Source organism: Corynebacterium sp. MSK035 (assembly GCF_030232615.1).
Taxonomy (GTDB): Bacteria; Actinomycetota; Actinomycetes; order Mycobacteriales; family Mycobacteriaceae; genus Corynebacterium; species Corynebacterium jeikeium_D.
Window position 1 is genome coordinate 89,021 of the sequence record NZ_JASPJP010000005.1, and the last position, 20,460, is coordinate 109,480.

Below are 20,460 nucleotides of genomic sequence, written 5' to 3' on the forward strand. Positions count from 1 at the left end.
GTGGTCAGGTCAGCGGCCCACTAACCCCGAAAGTTCCCAGCAAGCGTTCTAGCCCTCGTAGTCGGGGACGTCGCGCCAAGCCAACTTGTGGCGGAGCTTGACATCGATTTCCGGCAGCTTGATGATGTGCGCGACGTTTTCCCACGGTGCCAGGCGGACGTAGTTGTCCTTGCCCCAGTTGAACTGGTTGCCGGTAATCAGGTCAGTGACATCCATGCGGTCGTGGTTGCGGAGCCCGATGCAATCCATGTCGAGGTGCACGGTAGCTTCCTGGGCATTCCACGGATCGAGGTTGAGAACAACGAGGATGGCATCGCCGGTGACCGGATCGAGCTTCGAGTAAGCCAGCAGGTTGTCATTGTCGATGTCGTGGAAGTGCAGGTTGCGCAGCTGCTGCAGAGCCGGGTGCTCGCGGCGAATCTTGTTCAGCGTGGCAATGAACGGCTCCAGCGAGTTGCCGGTGGCCAGTGCCTGGTCGTAATCGCGGCTGCGGAGCTGGTACTTCTCGCTGTCGAGGTACTCCTCGGAGCCCTCCTTGACCGGAACGTTTTCAAACAGCTCGAAGCCGGAGTACATGCCCCACAGCGGAGATAGGGTGGAAGCCAGCGCGGCGCGGATGGCGAAGGCTCCACGGCCGCCCTTGACCAGGAAGTCATGCAGAATATCTGGGGTATTGACCCATAGGGATGGGCGAGCGATGTCCGCATGGCGGGTAATCTCCTCGCCGAATTCGGTCAGCTCTTCCTTCGTAGTCTTCCACGGGAAGTAGATGTAGGACTGAGTGAAGCCAGCCTTGGCCAGACCGTAGAGACGGGCTGGGGCGGTGAAGGCCTCGGCGAGGAAGATGACCTCCGGGTTGGTTTCGTGAACGGTTTCAATCAGCCATTCCCAGAAGTTGCCCGGCTTGGTGTGGGGGTTATCCACGCGGAAGACCTTGACTCCACGCTTGACCCAAAACTTCACTACACGCAGAACCTCTGCGTACAGGCCCTTGGCATCGTTGTCGAAATTCAGCGGGTAGATGTCCTGGTACTTCTTCGGCGGATTCTCGGCGTAGGCAATGGTGCCGTCCGGCAGCACGGTGAACCACTCCGGGTGAGCCTTAGCCCAGGGGTGGTCCGGTGCACACTGGAGCGCTAGGTCGATAGCGACCTCGAGGTCGCGCTCCTTAGCAGCCTTGATGAATTCCTTGAAGTCCTTTTCGTCACCGAGGCTCGGGTGGATGGCGTCGTGGCCACCTTCTGCGGAGCCGATAGCCCACGGAGATCCGACATCGCCCGGTTCCGGGGTCAGGGTGTTGTTGCGACCCTTGCGATTGATTTCACCGATTGGGTGAATCGGGGGCAGATAGACCGTGTCGAAGCCCATGCGCTGAGCGCGATCAAGCTGTGCAACCGCAGTCTTGAATGTGCCGTGCAGCAGCTCGCCATTTTCGCCGTAACCACCGTTGGAACGAGGGAAGAACTCATACCAAGAGGAGTACAGGGCTTCGCGGCGGTCAACCTTGATCTTGCGGGTCTTTCCGCGGGTCAAAAGGTCGCGCACCGGGTGCGCCTGCAAAATGGCGCGGGTCTCGTCGGAAAGCGCGGCTGCAATGCGGGCGCGAAGATCGCCGTCGCCGCGCAGACCTGCGGCGATGGAGCGTAGGTGGTTGCGGTGGATAGCAGCGGCACCAGCGGCGGCGCGGTCGAAGAGAGCGGCGCCAATTTCTAGATCATTAGCGAGTTCAGCTTCGCTCTGACCGGCCTCGAACTTCTTGGTGATAGCGTTGCGCCACGTTGCCATCGGGTCGGACCAGGCATCAATGCGAATGGTCCACAGCCCGGGAACATCTGGGACGAAGGTGGCATTGACCTGATTTGGATCATGGTCAGAAAAGTGCATTGGGATGCGCTGTGAGCGGGAAGCAAAAGCTGATTCCTTCGGCCCCTTGACGTTGAGCGTGGCGTTCATCGCGTCGTGGCCTTCTCGCCAAATGACGGCAAAGGTTGGGACGACTTCACCCACTACGGCCTTCGATGGAGTTGCACCACCGTTGATTTGAGGACGGATGTCATCAATACCGATTCGACCAGTCATAAAAGACGTTCTCCTAATTGTCGGCGAGCTAGGTGAAAATCGAAGCAAAACCATCTCGAGTGAACTCGATTTGCTCTCTACCGAGGATAGATGAGAATGTCCAAGCGCACATTTGGGCAAAGTTAGGGCACCATGGATGTGTGGCTGAATTGGAAGAAGACTTTAACGAAGATTTGCTACTCGACTTTCGCGACGTAAACCTCATCCGTGGTGGCCGTACGCTGGTCGGGCCGGTCGATTGGCAAGTAGAACTTGACGAACGCTGGGTCATCATGGGGCCGAACGGTGCAGGCAAAACTTCTTTGATGCGCATTGCTGCAGCGGAGGAGTTCCCGTCTTCAGGGGTGGCCCATGTGATGGGCGAGCAGATTGGGCGCACCGACATGCGTGATCTGCGCACCATGATTGGTTTGACATCATCGTCGATTGCTCACCGCATTCCCAATGACGAAAAGGTCGCGGACCTTGTTATTTCCGCCAGTTACTCCGTCCTGGGGCGCTGGCGTGAGACCTATGAAGAGATGGATTTCGAACAGCTCTCCGAGATTCTCGAGCGCATGGGTGCTGAGCATCTTGCAGACCGCACCTGGGGCACTCTCAGTGAGGGAGAGCGCAAGCGCGTACTCATCGCACGAGCCATGATGGTCAACCCCGAATTGCTGCTTCTCGACGAGCCGGGAGCCGGACTCGACCTCGGCGGTCGCGAGGACCTCGTCGGTTACTTAGGCGAACTCGCACTCGACCCGGATGCGCCGGCGATGGTGATGATTACGCACCACCCGGAAGAAATTCCGTACGGCTTCACCCATGCGATGCTCCTCGACGAAGGCAATGTCATCGCACAGGGGCTTATTGACGACGTCCTGACCAGTGAGAACCTGACCAAGGCTTTCCACCAGGAAATCGTCGTCGATCGCATCGATGATCGCTACTTTGCGCGCCGGGCACGGCCTGCTGGAAAGCACCGGAAGAAGTAGACGCTCATGGCGGTTCCGACACCTGAAACCCCGAATACACCCGCGTCGCCGAAACTGGCTGCGACTGTGTTGCTGCTCCGCGACACCCACTGCGGGCTCGAGGTCTACGTTCAAGAACGCGTATCCTCAATGCGTTTTGCGGCCAACATGACCGTGTTCCCCGGCGGTGGAGTAGACCGGCGTGATTTCCCCGCTGTCGCGAATGAGGGCATGGCCGTGACCGAGCCGTCGGAAGCCGACCCCGAGTCGCGGATCGCGCAGGCTTTTAACGTCGACCGCGTGCGGGCGCACGCGCTCACCTGCGCGGCCGTGCGTGAGACCTTTGAGGAAACAGGCACTCTGTTGGTTCGCGATGCTGGCGGTGAGATTGTCGCAGATGCCCACCGCTTCCACCGTCAGCGACGACAGTTGGAAGCCCACGAGTTGTCATTGACGGATTTTCTTAGCAATGAAAATCTGGCGCTCGATGCCGAACTCGTCAGTCCTTGGGCTAACTGGGTGACACCCGAATCCAACCCCATTCGTTACGACACCTATTTCTTCCTCGCCGCGCTTCCCGACGGTCAAAGAGCCGACGGTGACACCTCTGAGGCATCATCTTCAGGTTGGTTCCGACCGACTACGATTTTGGATGGATGGCGCCGTGGGCTACTTGGCCTCATGCCTCCGACCTGGGCGCAACTGACTCGCTTGGACGGTGTCAGTACTGTGGCGGAGGCTCTCGAGGCGGCCAGAAACACTCCGGTGCGACGCACCAGTAGTGACTTCCTCGGGGAACCTTTTATGGATGAGTACTTTGCCGTTGCCACCCACATGGGGCATTTGCGCAAAGGTATGAACCGTTAGCCGACTACTCAACCCCCGTTAACCGGCTGATCCCTAGTTGGAAGGAGATAACGAGTGTCCCTGTCCGCTGCAGAGGTGGCCGCTGTTGCTGCTCACCCGGAGTGGCTAGATGAGGCCGACCAGCTCGCGCTCACTAAAAAGTCTCTGATTGCAGACTCCGCGCATCTACGCCAACACTGTGGCGAGTTTGGTCGCGCGGTCATTGAAGTCGCGGCAGCTCGGCGTTCTGCGGTCAGCAAACTGCCAGGGGACTGGATCTTCTCTTCCGAAGCAGCGCAACAGGCCACGCCCTTTGTCGTCGCGCTGGCTCGCGCTCGTAGGCTTGCGCATCTCGGTGTCGAATCAGTGGCCGATGTGACCTGCTCCATTGGTACTGAGGTGGCAGCAATTGACCACGAGGGCCTGACCGTTGTCGGGTCTGATCTCGACCTTGCGCGGCTGGCCATGGCGCGGCATAACGTCGGCAAGAACATTTTCGCGCAGGCCGATGCTTTGCAACCGACCTTTGACGCACCCGTCATTGTCGCTGACCCTGCACGCCGCTCCGGTGGTCGCAGGATCACCAACCCGGAGGACTTGCTCCCATCGCTGCCGGCGCTCATAGCCGCCTGGCCCGACAAAGAACTAGCTATCAAATGTGCGCCGGGCCTCGACTTCAGCGAGTGGAGCGGGGAAGTGGCTGTCACTTCGGTGGACGGTGCGGTCAAGGAGGCATGTCTATATACGCCGGGGTTGGCCGGAGTTACCGATGGGCAATCCGTAACGCGATCGGCGATGGTTATCCGGACCGTCGATAAGCACAGGCCGTTAGAGTTGTCGGCGGTGGACGTGCAGACCTACGACGACACCATGCCTGACGACGTCGATGTGCGCGCTGCCGGTCGGTACATCATTGATCCGGATGGGGCGATTGTGCGCGCCGGGCTGGTGCGGCATTTTGCGGCGGCGCATGGGCTGTGGCAGCTCGATGAGCGGATTGCGCACGTCAGTGGCGATGTTTTGCCGCAGGGGATTGCCGGGTTCGAAGTTATTGAGCAAGTGGGGTTGAAGCAGGTTCGCAAGGCACTGGCAGCGTTGGATTGCGGATCGGTGGAAATTCTCGTGCGCGGCGTAGACGTCAACCCCGACGCGTTGCGCAAGCAGTGGAAACTTAAGGGCTCCAGGGCATTGGCGGTGGTGGTCACGCGCATCGGAAGGAGCGCGACGGCGTTTATCTGTCAGCCCCGGGAGATCGGTTAAGGACCGCTTTACGACGGAAAACTGGTGGGGGTAGCCCGTTGGGGATCGGTGTTTGCTGTTGGCGAATACTGCGGAGACAGCTGCAGTTGATTGCGTACTATTAACGTCTGACATGCGGAAATAGCATGTTGGCGGGCGGGCTGTGCTCGTGGTGTAGAAAAAAATTTAAAAAAATAACGACATTGTTATCTGGATCACCTTCGCATTGGCGACAGGTTCTGTTATCTTCAACACAGACGACCTAGAGCGTGGCCTGGTTCACTTTATTGTGAGGCGGCTTGCGAAGTAAGGTCAGATAAACGTTCACCAGTAATCAACCAGTAAGGACGACAGAAAAATGCCGAACATCGTGGTTCTGGTCAAGCAGGTTCCGGACACCTGGTCCGAGCGTAAGCTCACCGATGACAAGTTTGTCCTCGATCGTGAGTCTGCAGACGCAGTTCTCGACGAAATTAATGAGAACGCTGTTGAGGCTGCCCTGCAGCTGAAGGAAGAGCACGGCGGAAACGTTACCGTCGCAACTGTTGGCCCGGATCGTGCCATCGAGGCACTGCGCAAGGCTCTGTCCATGGGTGCAGACGACGCCGTCATTCTTTCGGACGACGCACTTGAAGGTTCCGACGCTGTTCAGACCGCATGGGCTCTGTCCAACGTCATCGACACTCTCGAGGATGTTGACCTCATCGTCACCGGCAATGCCTCCACTGACGGTGGCACCGGCTCCGTCCCGGCTATCCTCGGTGTCTACCGCGACCTGCCGGTTCTGACTCACCTGCGCTCTGTCGCTATCGAAGGTGACTCCATCACCGGTGAGCGTGAGGTCGAAGACGGTATCTACCAGCTCAAGGCATCCCTGCCGGCAGTCGTCTCCGTCACTGAGAAGGCTAATAGCCCGCGCTTCGCATCCTTCAAGGGCATCATGGCCGCTAAGAAGAAGCCGGTCACCGAGCTGACTCTGGACGATGTTGCTGCTGAGGCAGAGCAGGTTGGTCTCGAAAACGCTGCTACCGGTGTCACTGGCTCCACTCCGAAGCCGGCTAAGACCGCTGGTGAGCGCATTAACGATGAGGGAGACGGCGGCGCCAAGCTGGCCGAGTACCTCAAGGCCCAGAAGTTCATCTAAGGCGCTTGACGCGAATAGAAGACAAATAGAGATACAAGTAGGAGAAAGATCACTATGACCGACGTCCTCGTTCTCGTCGAGCACGCAAATGGCGAGCTGAAGAACACCACCGCTGAACTGCTGACCGCTGCTTCCGCATTCGGCACCCCGGCCGCAGTTGTCGTGGGTACCCCGGGTACCGCTGCTGGCTTCGCAGACACCCTGGCCTCCTACGGCGCTGGCGAGATTCTCGCTGCTGAGTCCGACGATGCCGACAAGTACCTGATCACCCCTGAGGTTGACGTTCTCGTCGGCCTGGCCTCCGAGCGTGAGGTTCCGGTGCTGGTTTCCGCTTCCGCAACCGGCAAGGAAATCGCTGGCCGCGTCGCTGCGCTGACCGGTTCCGGTCTGCTGTCCGACGTTGTTGCTATCAACGATGACGCTTCCGTTAAGTACTCCATCTTCGGTGGCGAGTACATCGTTGACGGTGTCGGCTACGGCGCATCCCCGGTCTACGCTCTGCGTCCGGGCTCCGTTGACCCGGAGGAGAAGTCCGGTTCCGCTGACGTTACCGAGATTGCATTCCCAGAGATCGGCAACAACGCTGTCGAGATCGTTTCCTTTGCGCCGGCTGAGGGCGGCGACCGTCCGGAGCTGACCGAGGCTAAGCTGGTTGTTTCCGGTGGCCGCGGTGTCGCATCCGAGGATGGCTTCAAGAACGTTGTTGAGCCGCTGGCAGACGTTCTCGGCGCAGCTGTTGGTGCTTCCCGTGCTGCTGTTGACGCTGGCTACTACCCGGGTCAGTTCCAGGTTGGCCAGACCGGTAAGACCGTTTCCCCGGACCTCTACGTTGCTCTGGGTATTTCCGGTGCTATCCAGCACAAGGCAGGTATGCAGACCTCCAAGACCATCGTTGTGGTCAACAAGGACGAAGAGGCTCCGCTGTTCGAGATTGCTGACTTCGGTGTCGTCGGTGACCTGTTCGACGTTGTCCCGCAGGCTATCGAGAACCTGAAGTAATACGCACTTGCCTTAAGGCTGCTAGTTGCGTAAGGCTGCTGGCCGAGAGTCAACTCGGCTAGCAACTACCCGCTCGGGGTGGGCACAGATTTCCTGTCTGTTCCCGCTCCGAGCATTTTTTTGGTCCTACTCATCTGTTCGTGCAGACAGTGAGGTTTAACTATGGCGGATAGTGAGCATAAGGCGCACGCAGCGTTATACTGCCTGCATGCTTAATGACCACATCGTTGCCGCTCCGGACGAGAAGAGTGAAATGAAGTCTGCTGCGAAGACCCGTCACTTTGTGGATCATGCCGCGACTACACCATTGCGCCCAGAAGCGCGCACGGCAATGGTCGAGAACCTAGGTCTGGCCAACCCCTCGGGGCAGTACGCCACCGCACGCATTGCGAAAAAGGTTCTGGAAGAGTCCCGAGAAGAAATTGCAGAGCTGCTCGGTGCCGATCCCATCGAGGTAGTTTTTACTTCCGGTGGAACTGAGGCCGACAATCTAGCGATTTCAGGCCTGTACTTCAAGGCCTCTGGCTCGGACATTGTGGTTCCACCAATCGAGCACGATGCAGTGTTGAAGACATGTCACCATCTGGAAAAGGAACACTGGGCCAAGATTGTTGAGGCTCCTGTAGGTGCTGATGGTCGCGTTGACATGGTGCAGTTCCCGGAGATTAGTCGGCAGAACACCGCGCTGGTGACGTGCATGTGGGCGAACAATGAGACCGGCACCATCCAGCCGGTGGAGGAGATTGCCAAGCGGGCGAAGGAGGCTCGCGTGCCTTTCCATATCGATGCTGTGCAGGCAGCCGGACATCTGCCAATTGATTTCCACGCAAGTGGCGCCACTACAATGGCCATCTCCGCGCACAAGTTCGGCGGTCCCCGTGGGATTGGGGCGCTGCTTGTTCGTCGTGAAGCGAAACTTACCCCGCATAACAACGGCGGCGGGCAGGAACGCGGACTGCGTTCGGGCACGCAGGACGTGGCGTCGGCGGCGGGCATGGCGGCAGGACTGCGCGCGGCGGTGGACGCGATGGCGACGGACAATGAACGAATCCGCGGTCTGACGCAGCAGCTCATCAGGGCAATCGTGCACATCGACGGTGCGATTATCCACACCAGCGAGCTCGCTTTGCCGGGGCACGTCTACGCTAGCTTCCCGGGCGCGGAGGCCGATAGTTTGATCATGCTGTTCGATGCGGCGGGAATTGACTGCTCTACGGGATCGGCATGTAGCGCGGGCGTTAACCGTCCCTCGCACGTGCTGATGGCGATGGGCGTTTCGGAGCCGGAAGCGCGGTCGTCGATTCGTTTTACGCTGGGGTACACCTCGACGCAGGCGGATGTCGACGCCGTCATTTCGGCGCTGCCGGAAACGGTCGAGCGGGCGCGGCGTGCGGGCATGGCTTAGTTTTTGCCCCGTGGTGGTACGGTGACACGTGCACAAAATCTAGAGGGGAAAGGTTGCAACGCAATGCGAGTTCTTGCAGCAATGAGCGGTGGTGTGGATTCTTCCGTGGCTGCGGCGCGTGCATTGGCCGCAGGTCACGAGGTCGTCGGCGTGCACTTGGCGCTGTCGAAAGATCCGCAGTCCGTTCGCGCTGGATCCCGCGGCTGCTGTTCGCTAGAGGACTCCGGCGATGCCCGCCGCGTCTGCGATGAGCTGGGCATTCCTTTCTACGTCTGGGATTTCTCCGAGCGCTTCAAGGAAGAGGTCATGGATGACTTCTACGACTCCTACGAGCGCGGCGAGACGCCGAACCCATGCCTGCGCTGCAATGAACGCATCAAGTTCGCCGCTCTACTAGAGCGCGGCATCGCGCTCGGCTTCGACGCTGTGGTCACGGGGCACTACGCTTTGCTTGGCGACGACGGCCTGTTGCGCCGCGGCCGCGATGCGAAGAAGGACCAGTCCTATGTCCTGGGCGTGCTGGATCGCGAGCAGCTGCAGCGCTCGATGTTCCCGGTAGGAAACACCGAGAAGCCAGAGATTCGTGAAGAAGCCCGCGGGATGGGACTAGGCACTGCCAACAAGCCGGACTCTTACGACATCTGCTTCATCCCGGATGGCAATACCAAGGCGTTCCTGGGCGCGAAGATTGGCCGTCGCCCGGGCACCATTGTGGATAAGGAAACTGGCGACACCGTCGCTGAGCACGACGGTGTCTACGGTTTCACCATTGGTCAGCGCAAGGGGATTGGCCTGGCGGGGCCGATGCCGGATGGCAAGCCGCGCTATGTCACCGGCATTGATGCAGAGACCGGCACGGTGACAATCGGCACGGCTGCGGACTTGAATGTCAACGTGCTCGAGGCCGACCGTGCCATCTGGCTGGCCAACCCGGATGAGGTACTCGCTGCCTCGGAGGCCGGCAAGCTGCAGGTGCAGGTGCGTGCGCACGGTCGCCCCATCGACTGCCGCATTGAAGTGCTGGCAGGACCTGACGATGACGTCACCGGACGCGGTGGCGCCTTCCGGCTGCACCTGAGCGATCCGCTTCGTGGTGTCGCGCCTGGTCAGGCCGCTGTTTTGTACCACACTGACACTGCGGGCGACTACGTGCTGGGCTCCGGCACGATTGTCTCGACCGCCCGTGAAGAGGACTTGTCGTGACCTCCTTTGTCGGCCTTGGCCCGATGCCGGGCCGCAATCCACACGAGGCGGCAGAGATTGTCATTGGCGAATGCCTGGAAGGTCACCTCACGCTACCGACGTTGCCCGCCCGTGGGTTCGGCGCCGATGCCGTCGGTCGCACGGCCGCCCTCATGGCTGACCTCGTCGTCGACAGGGGAGCGCGCTCCTGGAAAGTCGCCGACCGTCGTGGTCGCGCGAGTGCCTTGGCCACTGATTATCTCCACCGAGACATCGACGCGTGCGAGGAAGCGTGGGGACGCACCCCGCAGAAAATTCGCCTGACCGCTCTCGGCCCATGGACGATGGCGACTTCGGTGGAAAATGCCGCAGGCCATCTCATCGCCGTTGACCGCGGCGCCGTGAAGTACTTCGCGCAGTCGTTGGCCGCGGGATTGGCTTCCCACATCGCCGATGTCCGTCGGCGTTTCGACAGCGACATCGAAGTACTTCTGGCAGAACCCGCACTCGGCGCAGTCGTACAGGGCAAAATCAAGGCCCCGTCCATGCTGATGGGCAACGCGGGTTATCTCCCCGCCCAGGGGCACCGCGAGATCGCGGAGATCTTCCTCGAAGTCACAGGGCCGCTGCGTGACGACGAAATCGAAGTGACCATCGCGCTGTCGAGCCCCGATGGCCTGGCTGTTCAGGCCTTGGCGGATTCCGGTGCGGCCGGAGTGTGGCTACCTCGCAAAGAACTGACCACCACGCAGCAACTGGATTTTGCGGCTGCCGTGGTCGGTGCCGATATGTCCCTGGAGCTGGGTATTGTGCCAGTGACGGTCACGGAGCGAGAAGAGCACACGGGCGTCCCGGTGGCGACACCGGCTCGAGCACTCGCTGAGCAAGCAGCGCTGTTCTGGGATGAGCTGGGCTATTCGCGCCTACAGATTGCTGAGAGCCTGAATCTGGCGCCGATGGGCGGCTTTGCTGCCAGCTCCAATGAAGAAGCACAGGCGCAACTCGGCGCAGGCCGCAATGCCACGGAGCTTCTTCGTCGGGCAGCCGGTGACTTGGCTCGCGACGAATAGCGACCTTATTCCACCAGCGTATTGAGGTAGTCCGCGAAGTAGGGAAGTGTGAATTCCACGTATCCCGTCGACGCTGACACAATCAGCTCACGGTAAATCAGGTCATGGCGAAGCTGTGAGATGCCAGAGAGTTTGCGTCCCATGGTCTCTGCGATGACGCTCGTGGCCACGGGCTTTCCATTGGGGGAGAGGCGCGCCATCGCTTTGAGAAAATCAATCTGGCGAGGTGACACTTTCCGCAGGCTGGGCGCATGAACTTGCAGCCCGATGCGGCGGATGGATTCCGCTGCGGCATCCGAGACATGCTGAGCGGTAATGGTGTCCGAGTGGGCCAACCTGGCCTTCGCCCAAGCGACTGAGCCAATGGTCTGTATGAGATACGGGTAGCCGTGGCTGAGTTCAGCGGCCAGCTCGACGGCATCCTCGGTCATCGCGCGTTCGCCGAGTTCTGCAGTTCTGCGAATGATGTCCTTGGTGGTCTCCACGTCCAATCGGCCCAGAGACACGCGTTCGGCACGGCGTAAGAATGTTGCGCCCTCTAGCTGGAGCAAGTCTTCGATACCGCTGGGCAGCCCGGCTGCGACAAAGGCAATCTCCGCATCGTCGCGATTTAGGTCCTGGATTGCATGGGCAATTTCGTTGAGCTGTGCGGGTTCTGCACTTTGCACCTCGTCGAGAGTGAGCAAGATGCCGGATCCCTGTGGCATGAGGAGAGCCGAGAGATCCTGAAGTTGGCTGAGCAGATTCCTGCCGGGCTCGGGCTGAGAAGTGCTGACTTCCGTCTTAAACCCGCCAATGCCGGCGATGGACAGGCCGGTGAGGTGACGGCCCTTGCCCGTCGGTGCACTGTCAATGGCACTGAAAGCGCGCGGAATGGTGACATCGGTGAGCTCAGAAATCATTTCAGAGCCGATGTGAGCACGCAGCACAATCCATCCCAGTTGCTTTGCTGCGGCTTCAAACTCGTTGAGAAGTACCGTCTTGCCGATTCCGCGGGTACCGGAAATTAGCGCGGTTCGCCAGGGATTACCGGGGCCTTCCGCCAGAGCCAGCTCAAACGAGTCCAGCTCGACATCGCGCCCACCGATGATGGCCGGGGATCGGCCGAATGTGGGGTGGAAAGGATTGCGTGGGATGGAGATGGCCTTGTCGCTGCGAGTGGTCACGCATCAATAATAGCAATGGATAATCCACATCGACTTGGATAACTTGGATATCCCGCCGAAATTTGGATATTCGGTTTCCGTTGGATAATCACAAAACTCTGGATATTGGGAGAGCCGGGGAGGGTGAAGGGGTCGCTGCTCAGTCCATCGGCCACCCGAAGGTGAAGTCCGACGTATCCTTACCCTTTTCGGTCAGGTACTGCTGCAGGTTCTTCTTGTACTGGTAGTACGCGACGGCCTGCAGCTCCATCAGCTCTTCCCCTGATTTTTCGGTTAGCTCCCGGTAGTGGCGCGCCATCACCCATGCGATGCGCGCAGCCGCCAGAGCATCTTCGGTGGCATCATGTGCCCCGTCCAGGCGCACCTGATAATGGCGGGAGACATCAGTCAAAGTGCGTTTTTCACGACGTTCTGGGTCGACGTAATTATCCAGCACAAAGGGGTCGACGACGAGGCCGTCAACAGTAAAACTGGGATCCTGCGAGCGCAGTACCGTCAGATCATAAGCCGCGTTATAGGCCACTACGGTCAGACCATCGCGCCAGGCAGCTCGAAGGCCGGCAATGGTATCCGCTAGCACTTCATCGTGCGGGCGCCCCTCCGCGCGAGCTTTTTCAGTGGTGATGCCATGCACATCAGACGCAGCTTGTGGAATTTCGACACCGGGATTAGCGAGCATGATGGTGGAATCTTTGCCCTGCTCAGTCAGTCGGACCAGTGCGGAAGTGACAATCTTGCAGGTGCGAGGATCCGTGCCGGTAGTCTCCAGATCAAACGCGAGCATGCGTCGCGGATCGAAATTATGCATGTCTCAACTGTAGCGGAGAGTGCGGATTCGCTGAGGGGCAGGAACAAGGTCAAGAGAATTTCCGTGTCCTCCGGCGCATCCGGGCAATGACATAGAATGAGCGACGTGACTTCCTCGACCGATGAGAACTCCGACCTGTCAACCTCCGATTTGTCTTCGTTTTCCAGCGCCCCCGCCTCCGAGCCAGCGCCGGCGGACGTCCGGGAGAAGTGGCAAGATCTAGCAACTCGCATTCGTGAAAACGCTGCGCTGTACTACACCGCGCAGCCGGTTATCTCCGATGCTGAATACGACGAGATGTTCCGTCAACTGCAGCGGTTAGAGGAGCAGTGGCCCGATCTGGTGGTGCCGGACAGCCCCACGCAGCAGGTCGGTGCGCAGGTCGACACGCCTGCCGACGGGGAAGTGTTCGAGCCTGTTGAGCACCTCGAACGCCTTTACAGCTTGGACAATGTTTTCGATGAGCAGGAGTTGCGCGGCTGGCTGGCCCGCACCCCGGCCAGCACGTATCTGACCGAGCTGAAAATCGATGGCCTGTCTATCGATCTGGTCTATGAGAATGGCCGCCTTGTCCGGGCGGCCACCCGCGGAGACGGCCGCGTGGGGGAGAACGTCACCGCCAATGCGCGCACTATCGAAGATATTCCGCATGAAATCAGCGGCGAGAACATCCCCGACGTGCTCGAGGTGCGTGGTGAAGTCTTTATCTCGTTGGAAGAGTTCGAACGCATCAACGCCGATCGCGTCGAAGCGGGTCAGAAGCCGTTTGCCAACCCCCGTAACGCCGCCGCCGGTTCCCTGCGACAGAAGGATGTTGCAGAAGTGGCCAAGCGCCGGTTGTCCATGATTTGCCATGGAATTGGTCATATCGAGGGCTGGCGTCCACAGTCCCAGCACGAGGCATATCGTGCCTTGGACGAGTGGGGTTTCCACGTGTCGCCGTATACAAAGCAGGTTCATTCCGCGGATGACGTCGTTAAGCAGATGCAGTACTGGGGCGAGCACCGCCACGACGCCATCCACGAGATGGACGGGCTTGTGGTCAAGGTTGACTCCCTTTCCGAGCAGCGCGCGTTGGGCGCGACCTCGCGGGCGCCGCGCTGGGCGATTGCCTACAAGTATCCGCCAGAAGAGGTCACCACGGACCTGCTGGACATTCGAGTCTCCATCGGCCGAACTGGTCGTGCGACGCCATATGCCGTGATGAAGCCGGTCTTCGTGGCCGGGTCAACTGTCGAGATGGCGACGCTACACAACCCTTCCGAGGTGCACCGAAAGGGTGTGCTCATCGGGGACCGTGTGACCATCCGCAAGGCCGGTGACGTGATTCCAGAGGTACTCGGCCCCGTAGCCGATCTCCGAGATGGTAGCGAGCGAAAGTACATTTACCCGACTCTCTGCCCCGAGTGCGGTACTCGTTTGGCTCCGGCAAAGGACAGCGATGCCGATTGGCGTTGCCCCAATACCCGCTACTGTCCAGGTCAGCTGCGGCGTCGAATTGAATTCCTCGCCTCCCGCTCCGGGTTCGATATCGAAAACCTGGGGGAGAGGGGCGCTGCCGATTTGATTCATCGCGGCGTGCTTGCCGACGAGTCCCGCCTCTTCGACCTCACCGAGGAAGATTTGCTCGGCACTGAGGTCTACACTACGGCTTCGCGGAAAACCCTGAACGCCAATGGTAAGAAACTGTTGGCCAACATCGAGGCAGCTAAGGATAAAGAGCTGTGGCGCGTATTGGTCAGCCTGTCCATTCGTCATGTGGGTCCAACAGTGGCGCGGACCTTGGCACAGAAGTTCGGCTCGATGGAGGCGCTGCGCGCTGCGAGCCGCGAGGAGATTTCGGCCATCGATGGCATTGGCGAGATCATCGGCGATTCCGTGGCTGACTGGTTCGAGGTGGACTGGCACCGCGAGGTTGTCGAGCGCTGGGAAGCTGCCGGTGTGCGTATGGCCGATGAGGTCGCCGATCGTCCAGATCAGGTGCTAGAGGGATTGACCGTGGTAGTCACCGGCTCTTTGGAGGACTTCACTCGCGACAGCGCGAAGGAAGCCGTTATCTCCCGTGGCGGTAAGGCCGCAGGGTCGGTGTCGAAGAAGACCGACTACGTGGTGGTTGGCGAAAACGCCGGTTCCAAGGCCACAAAGGCCGAGGAGCTGGGCTTGCCCATCCTCGACGAGGATGGGTTCAAGCGATTGCTGGAAACTGGTCAGGCCTAGCTGGGGCTTGGCCCAGCCAGGATTTGACCCAGCCGGGCCTAAATCTTGGTCTCTTCCAGCTTCCAGACCTCATTGGCGTAATCGCGGATAGTGCGGTCGGAGGAGAAGCGGCCCGAACGGATGATGTTCAGGAAGCACTTCTTGGCCCACGCCAGCTCGTCGCGGTAGTCCTCGGCCATGCGGTCGCGGGTCTCGCGGTAGTCAGCGAAGTCGCCGAGGACGTAGTAGACATCGGCTGGCTCGTACCCGTTGGACTCCAGCAGCGAGAAGTGCAGGTCGTGGAACATTCCGCTGCCACCGTCAGCAAAAGTGCCGTCGACAAGCGAATCGACCGCGCGCTTGAGACCCGGCACCGTTTCGTAAGTGCCACGCGGGCTGTAGGTGCGACGCAGCTCCGGCAGCTCCTCTTCCAGCGCACCGAAGATGTAGGCGTTCTCTTCGCCGGCGGCGTCGACGATTTCGACGTTTGCGCCGTCCATGGTGCCCAGCGTCAGTGCGCCGTTCATCATGAACTTCATGTTCGAGGTACCCGAAGCCTCCTTACCGGCAGTGGAAATCTGCTCGGAGACGTCGGTGGCCGGGATGATGTGCTCTGCCGGGGTGACGTTGTAATTCTCAACGAAAGCGACCTGCAGGCGACCGTCCATGTCCGGATCGTTATTGACCTTGTCCGCGATAGCGTTGATGAACTTAATGATGGCCTTCGCGCGAACGTAGCCTGGGGCGGCCTTGGCACCGAAGATGAACACGCGCGGTGGCACGTCCAGCGCTGGGTCTTCCTTGATGCGGTAGTAGAGATCGAGGATGTAGAGCGCGTTGAGAAGCTGGCGCTTGTACTCGTGCAGACGCTTAATCTGGGTATCGAAGATGGCGTCCGGGTTCACCGAAATACCCTGGCGGTGCTCCAGCCAGGTGGCGAAGTCCTTCTTGTTCTCGTGCTTGATGTCGAGAATCTCACGCAACACGGCCTCGTCGTCAGCAAACTTTTCGAGCTCAGCGAGCTTGTCCAAGTCAGTGACCCAGGCGTCCGAACCCGACAGGCGAGTCAGCAGTGCCGACAGGCGCGGGTTGCACTGGTTGAGCCAGCGGCGCGGGGTGACGCCATTGGTCTTGTTGTTGAAGCGCTCCGGCCAGATATCGTGCCAGTCCTTCAACGTTTCGCGCTTAATAATCTCCGTGTGCAGGGCAGCAACACCGTTGATGGAGTACGCGGCGTAGCAGGCGATCCACGCCATGTGGATGCGACCGTGAGAAATCGGCGCCATGTAGTCAATCTTGCCCTGGTCGAAGCCGCGCTCCGCCAGGTCTTCGCGGAAGCGGCGGTCAATCTCGCGGGTGATCTCCAGAACGCGGCCGAAGAGACGGTCAAAAATGGAGTATTCCCAGGTCTCCAACGCTTCTGCCAGAACGGTGTGGTTGGTGTAGGCGAAGGTGTTGGACACGACGTTCCAGGCGTCGTCCCAGCTCATATCGTGCTCATCCAGGAGCAGACGCATCAGCTCTGGGATAGCGAGCACCGGGTGGGTGTCATTGAGCTGAATGGAGTTGTACTTGTGGAAATCGCGCAGGTCCTCGCCGTGATTCTCGATGTAAGAATCGATCATCGTCTGCAGCGAAGCGGAGACGAAGAAGTACTGCTGGCGGACACGCAGGACCTTGCCGTCATAGGTCGAGTCATTCGGGTAGAGCACGCGGCACAGGTCATGGACGCGCTCCCGTTCGACAATGGCGTCGGTGAAGCGCTGCGAGTTGAAGGCGTCATAGTCGAACTCACGCATCGGCTCCGAGTGCCACAGGCGCAGCGTGCCGACGTTATCGGTGCCGTAGCCGGTAATTGGCATGTCATATGGAACAGCGCGCACCACCAAGTCATCAAAGGTGACAATCTTGGACAGTTCCTCGCGACGAATGACGAAGGGGTAGCCCTCTTCCATCCACGGGTCCGGGTGCTCATCCTGGAAGCCATCTTCGAAGGTCTGCTTGAACAGACCGTAGCGGTAGAGGATGCCATAACCGGTCACCGGCAGATTCTGCGTGGCACAGGAATCCAGGAAGCAGGCGGCCAGACGACCCAGGCCACCGTTACCGAGAGCGGCGTCGTGTTCAGCCTCGAGCACGTCTGTCAGATTCTTGCCGTACTTTTTCACGGCAGCAGAGGCCTCATCCACCAGACCTGCATTGAGCAGGTTATTCAGCAGGGCGCGACCCATGAGGAACTCGGCGGAGAAGTAGTGCTGCTGGCGGGTAGCAGCGTATGCCTCCGTGGTGCGCTGCCAGTTGTCCGCTAGGTCATCGACAACAACCCGTGACAGACCGGACCAGAATTCCATCTCAGTGGACGACTGGGGGACACGGCCGGATTCGGCACGCACGTGGGATCCGACGAGGTCACTCAAGTTCGACATCAAAGAAGCTCCTTATTGACTGGTATCATTTCCAGACTTTACCGCTAAGCGTGAATCACTGCGCTCCATAGGGGAGGAGCCATAGGGTAAGAGCTTCGAGCAGAAGGGAGCAGCCCACAGAAGGGAGCAGCCCACTAGCCGCTGCTAGTCGATAATCGCACCGACAATCGTGCCAATACGTCCCAAGTGCTCAACCTCACTTGGCAGGAAGTCTGGCCCGCCGGGCCGGCCAATAACGAGAACGAGGCCCTTGCCCATTGGGGTAGCGGCAATGGAGGAGTCCATAACCGTCCAGTCCTCCGGAAGCCACGTTTCTTCGTCCGGATCCAGGTTTCGTGGCGAGTCAATCGGGGCTTCCGGCAGAGTCCGGCCGTTATCCTCTGGAGCAGCGGTAGAGGAAGCGCGACGTACCCACCGGCCATCGCTCTGTTCGCCGAGGACGATAGCCCAGCCGGCAGTCATAGTCTGAGGCAGGCCGTCGACGACATCTCCGAGGGCACGATCCAAATTCTTCGTGTGCTGTGAGAACTTGGCCAGCAGCGCAATCTGTCCGCGGCGGTCGACCGAGCCGGAAAAAGGCCTAATTGAATCGACTTCCACTCCGCTAATGGACTGAGCCGCCGTAATCAGTGTGTCTGGGAGCAGGCCCATGGGCAGGTCAACCACGATGTCGTCGACAACAACGCCATTAGCGCCGTAATCTACGACATCGACACTGCGAATATCACCTTCTACTTCGCCCAGGGCAGCCGCGACGTAGCCAAGTGCGCCTGGTTCGTCGGGAAGCTGGATGCGAAGGAGGTAACTCATGGCTGTGTGCACAACCTTTCGAATAATTGATAGTGATGCTTGCGGTGTAACTATAGAAGTAGTGATTTAGGCTACAGGGTAAACCTTTGAAATGTAAGACCCTGCGGACAACTACTTGGCGACAACGACTACTGTTGGCAAGTACAGCCCGCTCGCGCGGTTCAAAATCAGTTTCAACTAAACTTCTGTGCACTAGCTTCGTACGAAGAAATGAAAGGGGTACTAGCGTGCCAGCTATCTCACGCGATGAGGTCGCCCACCTAGCGCGATTGTCCCGTCTGGCTCTGACTGACGCGGAACTCGACGAGTTCGCCGGTCAGATCGACGGCATTATTAACCACGTCCAGGCCGTTCAAAAGGTGGCTGCGGATGATGTTGAACCGATGAGTCACCCCTCTTCGCTGTCCGGTGTGATGCGCGAGGACGTCGTCAAGCCGACGCTGACTGCGGAGCAGGCGCTGGACCAGGCGCCGTCGCAGGACCGCCAGCGCTTCGAAGTTCCCCAGATTCTCGGCGAGTAGGAGTACGTGGAAGAAATGATTGCAGCTAACCCGAACCTGCATGCCGCTGTTGCTGAGGACCCGATTCTGGGGCTGAGCGCTTTTGAGCTCGCACAGAAGATTCACGCTCGTGAGCTGACCTCGGTAGAGGTCACCCAGGCGTTCCTCGACCGTATCGCGGCAATTGATGAGGACATTCACGCATTCCTGCACGTCGGTGCCGAAGAGGCCCTGGCTGCAGCTCGCAAGGTCGATGAGTCGCTGGATGCTGGCGAGGAGCCGGCCTCCGCGCTGGCCGGTGTTCCGCTGGCGCTGAAGGATGTCTTCACTACCACCGATGCGCCGACCACCTGCGCTTCCAAGATGCTCGAGGGCTACATGAGCCCTTACGACGCAACGGTTACTGCCAAGCTGCGTGCAGCTGGCATCCCAATTCTGGGTAAGACCAACATGGATGAGTTCGCCATGGGCTCGTCGACTGAAAACTCCGCTTACGGCCCGACTCACAACCCGTGGGATGTTGAGCGCACCGCAGGCGGTTCCGGTGGTGGCTCTTCCGCGGCGCTGGCCTCCGGTATGGCTCCGCTGGCTATCGGTACTGACACCGGTGGCTCGATTCGTCAGCCAGCAGCTCTGACCGCAACGGTCGGCGTGAAGCCGACCTATGGCACGGTATCCCGCTACGGCCTGGTCGCTTGCGCCTCCTCGTTGGATCAGGGTGGGCCGACCGCGCGAACCGTTCTGGACACCGCGCTGCTGCACGAAATCATTGCTGGTCACGACGAGAATGACTCGACTTCCACGGAGCAGCCGATTGCCGATGTGGTTGCTGCTGCCAAGGAAGGTGCTACCGGTGACCTCACGGGGGTTAAGGTCGGCATCGTCAAGCAGTTCGACCGCACCGAGGGTTACCAGGCCGGCGTACTGGACAGCTTCCACGAGGCCGTCGACAAGCTTAAGGAAGCTGGCGCAGAGGTGGTCGAGGTCGATTGCCCGAACTTCGACCACGCACTGAGCGCGTACTACCTGATTCTGCCGTGTGAGGTCAGCTCCAACCTGGCTCGTTTCGACGGCATGCGTTACGGCCAGCGTGTTGGTGATGACGGTTCGCACTCGGCCGATGAGGTCATGGCTATGACCCGTGCCGCTGGTTTCGGCGATGAGGTTAAGCGACGCATCATCATTGGTACCTACGCGCTATCGGTCGGTTACTACGATGCCTACTACATCCAGGCACAGCGCGTCCGTACCCTGATTCAGCAGGACTTCGAGCGGGCCTTCGAACAGGTAGATGTCCTGATCTCGCCGACCACTCCGACCACTGCGTTTAAGTTGGGCGAGAAGGTTGACGACCCGCTGAGCATGTACATGTTCGACCTGTGTACTCTGCCGCTCAACCTGGCCGGCATGTGTGGCATGTCCGTGCCGTCGGGCCTGGCTGAAGACACCGGCCTGCCGGTAGGCCTGCAGATTATGGCTCCGCGCCACGGTGACGATCGTCTGTACAAGGTCGGCGCTGCCTACGAAAAGGTTCGCGGCTCGATTGCATAAAGACGCTCAATAAGCCTTAGTCGGTTTTCTGCAACCGTCGTTTTCTCACTGAAGTGGGAGAGCGGCGGTTGTTGTCGTGTCGG

At 59.6% G+C, this 20,460-nt stretch carries 16 protein-coding genes; 11 read left to right on the plus strand and 5 right to left on the minus strand.

The genetic code is table 11. The features are described 5' to 3' along the window. Positions 1 to 48: 48 nt before the first annotated feature. Positions 49 to 2,079 (minus strand): alpha-1,4-glucan--maltose-1-phosphate maltosyltransferase, encoded by a 2,031-nt coding sequence (locus QP978_RS04795; RefSeq protein WP_049194095.1) that lies wholly within the window; start codon positions 2,077 to 2,079, stop codon positions 49 to 51. Between the two features lie 140 nt (positions 2,080 to 2,219). On the opposite strand from QP978_RS04795, the gene QP978_RS04800 reads away from it, so the two are divergent. From QP978_RS04800 to QP978_RS04835, 8 genes are all read left to right on the plus strand, one after another. Beyond that, positions 2,220 to 3,056, plus strand: coding sequence for an ABC transporter ATP-binding protein (locus tag QP978_RS04800; protein WP_048735276.1), 837 nt, complete (start codon positions 2,220 to 2,222; stop codon positions 3,054 to 3,056). 6 nt (positions 3,057 to 3,062) lie between these two features. Then, positions 3,063 to 3,902 (plus strand): NUDIX hydrolase, encoded by an 840-nt coding sequence (locus tag QP978_RS04805; RefSeq protein WP_070546741.1) that lies wholly within the window; start codon positions 3,063 to 3,065, stop codon positions 3,900 to 3,902. Positions 3,903 to 3,956: 54 nt separating this feature from the next. Beyond that, a complete protein-coding gene (locus QP978_RS04810; protein ID WP_070605070.1) occupies positions 3,957 to 5,141 on the plus strand; it encodes a THUMP-like domain-containing protein in 1,185 nt (394 codons plus the stop codon). 337 nt (positions 5,142 to 5,478) lie between these two features. Then, on the plus strand, positions 5,479 to 6,264 hold the full coding sequence (locus QP978_RS04815; protein WP_048735284.1) for an electron transfer flavoprotein subunit beta/FixA family protein: 786 nt from the start codon (positions 5,479 to 5,481) through the stop codon (positions 6,262 to 6,264). Positions 6,265 to 6,318: 54 nt separating this feature from the next. Further along, complete coding sequence (locus QP978_RS04820) at positions 6,319 to 7,263, plus strand: electron transfer flavoprotein subunit alpha/FixB family protein (RefSeq protein ID WP_016422471.1); 945 nt, start codon at positions 6,319 to 6,321, stop codon at positions 7,261 to 7,263. 253 nt (positions 7,264 to 7,516) lie between these two features. Further along, complete coding sequence (locus QP978_RS04825) at positions 7,517 to 8,668, plus strand: cysteine desulfurase family protein (RefSeq protein ID WP_048735387.1); 1,152 nt, start codon at positions 7,517 to 7,519, stop codon at positions 8,666 to 8,668. Between the two features lie 63 nt (positions 8,669 to 8,731). Beyond that, positions 8,732 to 9,871: a tRNA 2-thiouridine(34) synthase MnmA gene (mnmA, locus tag QP978_RS04830; RefSeq protein ID WP_048735286.1), complete on the plus strand. Its 1,140-nt coding sequence runs from the start codon at positions 8,732 to 8,734 to the stop codon at positions 9,869 to 9,871. Next, a complete protein-coding gene (locus QP978_RS04835) occupies positions 9,868 to 10,920 on the plus strand; it encodes a uroporphyrinogen decarboxylase/cobalamine-independent methonine synthase family protein (protein WP_048735289.1) in 1,053 nt (350 codons plus the stop codon). The genes mnmA and QP978_RS04835 overlap by 4 nt, the downstream gene beginning before the upstream one ends. Before the next feature lie 5 nt (positions 10,921 to 10,925). Here QP978_RS04835 and QP978_RS04840 read toward each other — a convergent pair whose 3' ends face one another. After that, positions 10,926 to 12,086, minus strand: a complete 1,161-nt coding sequence (locus QP978_RS04840) for an ATP-binding protein (RefSeq protein ID WP_048735292.1) — start codon at positions 12,084 to 12,086, stop codon at positions 10,926 to 10,928. Between the two features lie 139 nt (positions 12,087 to 12,225). After that, the gene (locus QP978_RS04845) at positions 12,226 to 12,894 is read right to left on the minus strand and encodes a 3'-5' exonuclease (RefSeq protein ID WP_069358819.1); all 669 of its coding nucleotides are present in this window, start codon (positions 12,892 to 12,894) and stop codon (positions 12,226 to 12,228) included. A 96-nt stretch (positions 12,895 to 12,990) separates the two neighbouring features. On the opposite strand from QP978_RS04845, the gene ligA reads away from it, so the two are divergent. Next, positions 12,991 to 15,111 (plus strand): NAD-dependent DNA ligase LigA, encoded by a 2,121-nt coding sequence (gene ligA / locus QP978_RS04850; RefSeq protein WP_101738712.1) that lies wholly within the window; start codon positions 12,991 to 12,993, stop codon positions 15,109 to 15,111. Positions 15,112 to 15,149: 38 nt separating this feature from the next. On the opposite strand, the gene QP978_RS04855 is transcribed toward ligA, so the two are convergent. Beyond that, entirely contained in the window at positions 15,150 to 17,516 is a 2,367-nt protein-coding gene (locus tag QP978_RS04855) for a glycogen/starch/alpha-glucan phosphorylase (protein WP_069358818.1), read from the minus strand. 144 nt (positions 17,517 to 17,660) lie between these two features. Beyond that, positions 17,661 to 18,326 carry an ACT domain-containing protein gene (locus tag QP978_RS04860; RefSeq protein ID WP_048735304.1) on the minus strand — a complete coding sequence of 222 codons (666 nt, stop codon included), beginning with the start codon at positions 18,324 to 18,326 and terminating at the stop codon, positions 17,661 to 17,663. Between the two features lie 227 nt (positions 18,327 to 18,553). Here QP978_RS04860 and gatC point away from each other — a divergent pair, with 227 nt between their 5' ends. Together gatC and gatA are read left to right on the plus strand one after the other, a co-directional pair. After that, positions 18,554 to 18,847, plus strand: coding sequence for an Asp-tRNA(Asn)/Glu-tRNA(Gln) amidotransferase subunit GatC (gene gatC / locus QP978_RS04865; protein WP_005509328.1), 294 nt, complete (start codon positions 18,554 to 18,556; stop codon positions 18,845 to 18,847). A gap of 15 nt (positions 18,848 to 18,862) precedes the next feature. Then, complete coding sequence (gene gatA / locus QP978_RS04870; protein ID WP_049172086.1) at positions 18,863 to 20,377, plus strand: Asp-tRNA(Asn)/Glu-tRNA(Gln) amidotransferase subunit GatA; 1,515 nt, start codon at positions 18,863 to 18,865, stop codon at positions 20,375 to 20,377. The last annotated feature ends 83 nt before the right edge of the window (positions 20,378 to 20,460 follow it).

Excerpts from the sequence above, each read along its gene's own strand:
- QP978_RS04860 (WP_048735304.1), bottom strand. The coding sequence starts at position 18,326 with ATGAGTTACCTCCTTCGCATCCAGCTTCCCGACGAACCAGGCGCACTT.
- QP978_RS04825 (WP_048735387.1), top strand. The coding sequence starts at position 7,517 with ATGAAGTCTGCTGCGAAGACCCGTCACTTTGTGGATCATGCCGCGACT.
- QP978_RS04855 (WP_069358818.1), bottom strand. The coding sequence starts at position 17,516 with ATGTCGAACTTGAGTGACCTCGTCGGATCCCACGTGCGTGCCGAATCC.
- gatA (WP_049172086.1), top strand. The coding sequence starts at position 18,863 with ATGATTGCAGCTAACCCGAACCTGCATGCCGCTGTTGCTGAGGACCCG.
- mnmA (WP_048735286.1), top strand. The coding sequence starts at position 8,732 with ATGCGAGTTCTTGCAGCAATGAGCGGTGGTGTGGATTCTTCCGTGGCT.
- QP978_RS04820 (WP_016422471.1), top strand. The coding sequence starts at position 6,319 with ATGACCGACGTCCTCGTTCTCGTCGAGCACGCAAATGGCGAGCTGAAG.
- QP978_RS04845 (WP_069358819.1), bottom strand. The coding sequence starts at position 12,894 with ATGCATAATTTCGATCCGCGACGCATGCTCGCGTTTGATCTGGAGACT.
- ligA (WP_101738712.1), top strand. The coding sequence starts at position 12,991 with ATGAGCGACGTGACTTCCTCGACCGATGAGAACTCCGACCTGTCAACC.
- QP978_RS04815 (WP_048735284.1), top strand. The coding sequence starts at position 5,479 with ATGCCGAACATCGTGGTTCTGGTCAAGCAGGTTCCGGACACCTGGTCC.
- QP978_RS04805 (WP_070546741.1), top strand. The coding sequence starts at position 3,063 with ATGGCGGTTCCGACACCTGAAACCCCGAATACACCCGCGTCGCCGAAA.
- QP978_RS04795 (WP_049194095.1), bottom strand. The coding sequence starts at position 2,079 with ATGACTGGTCGAATCGGTATTGATGACATCCGTCCTCAAATCAACGGT.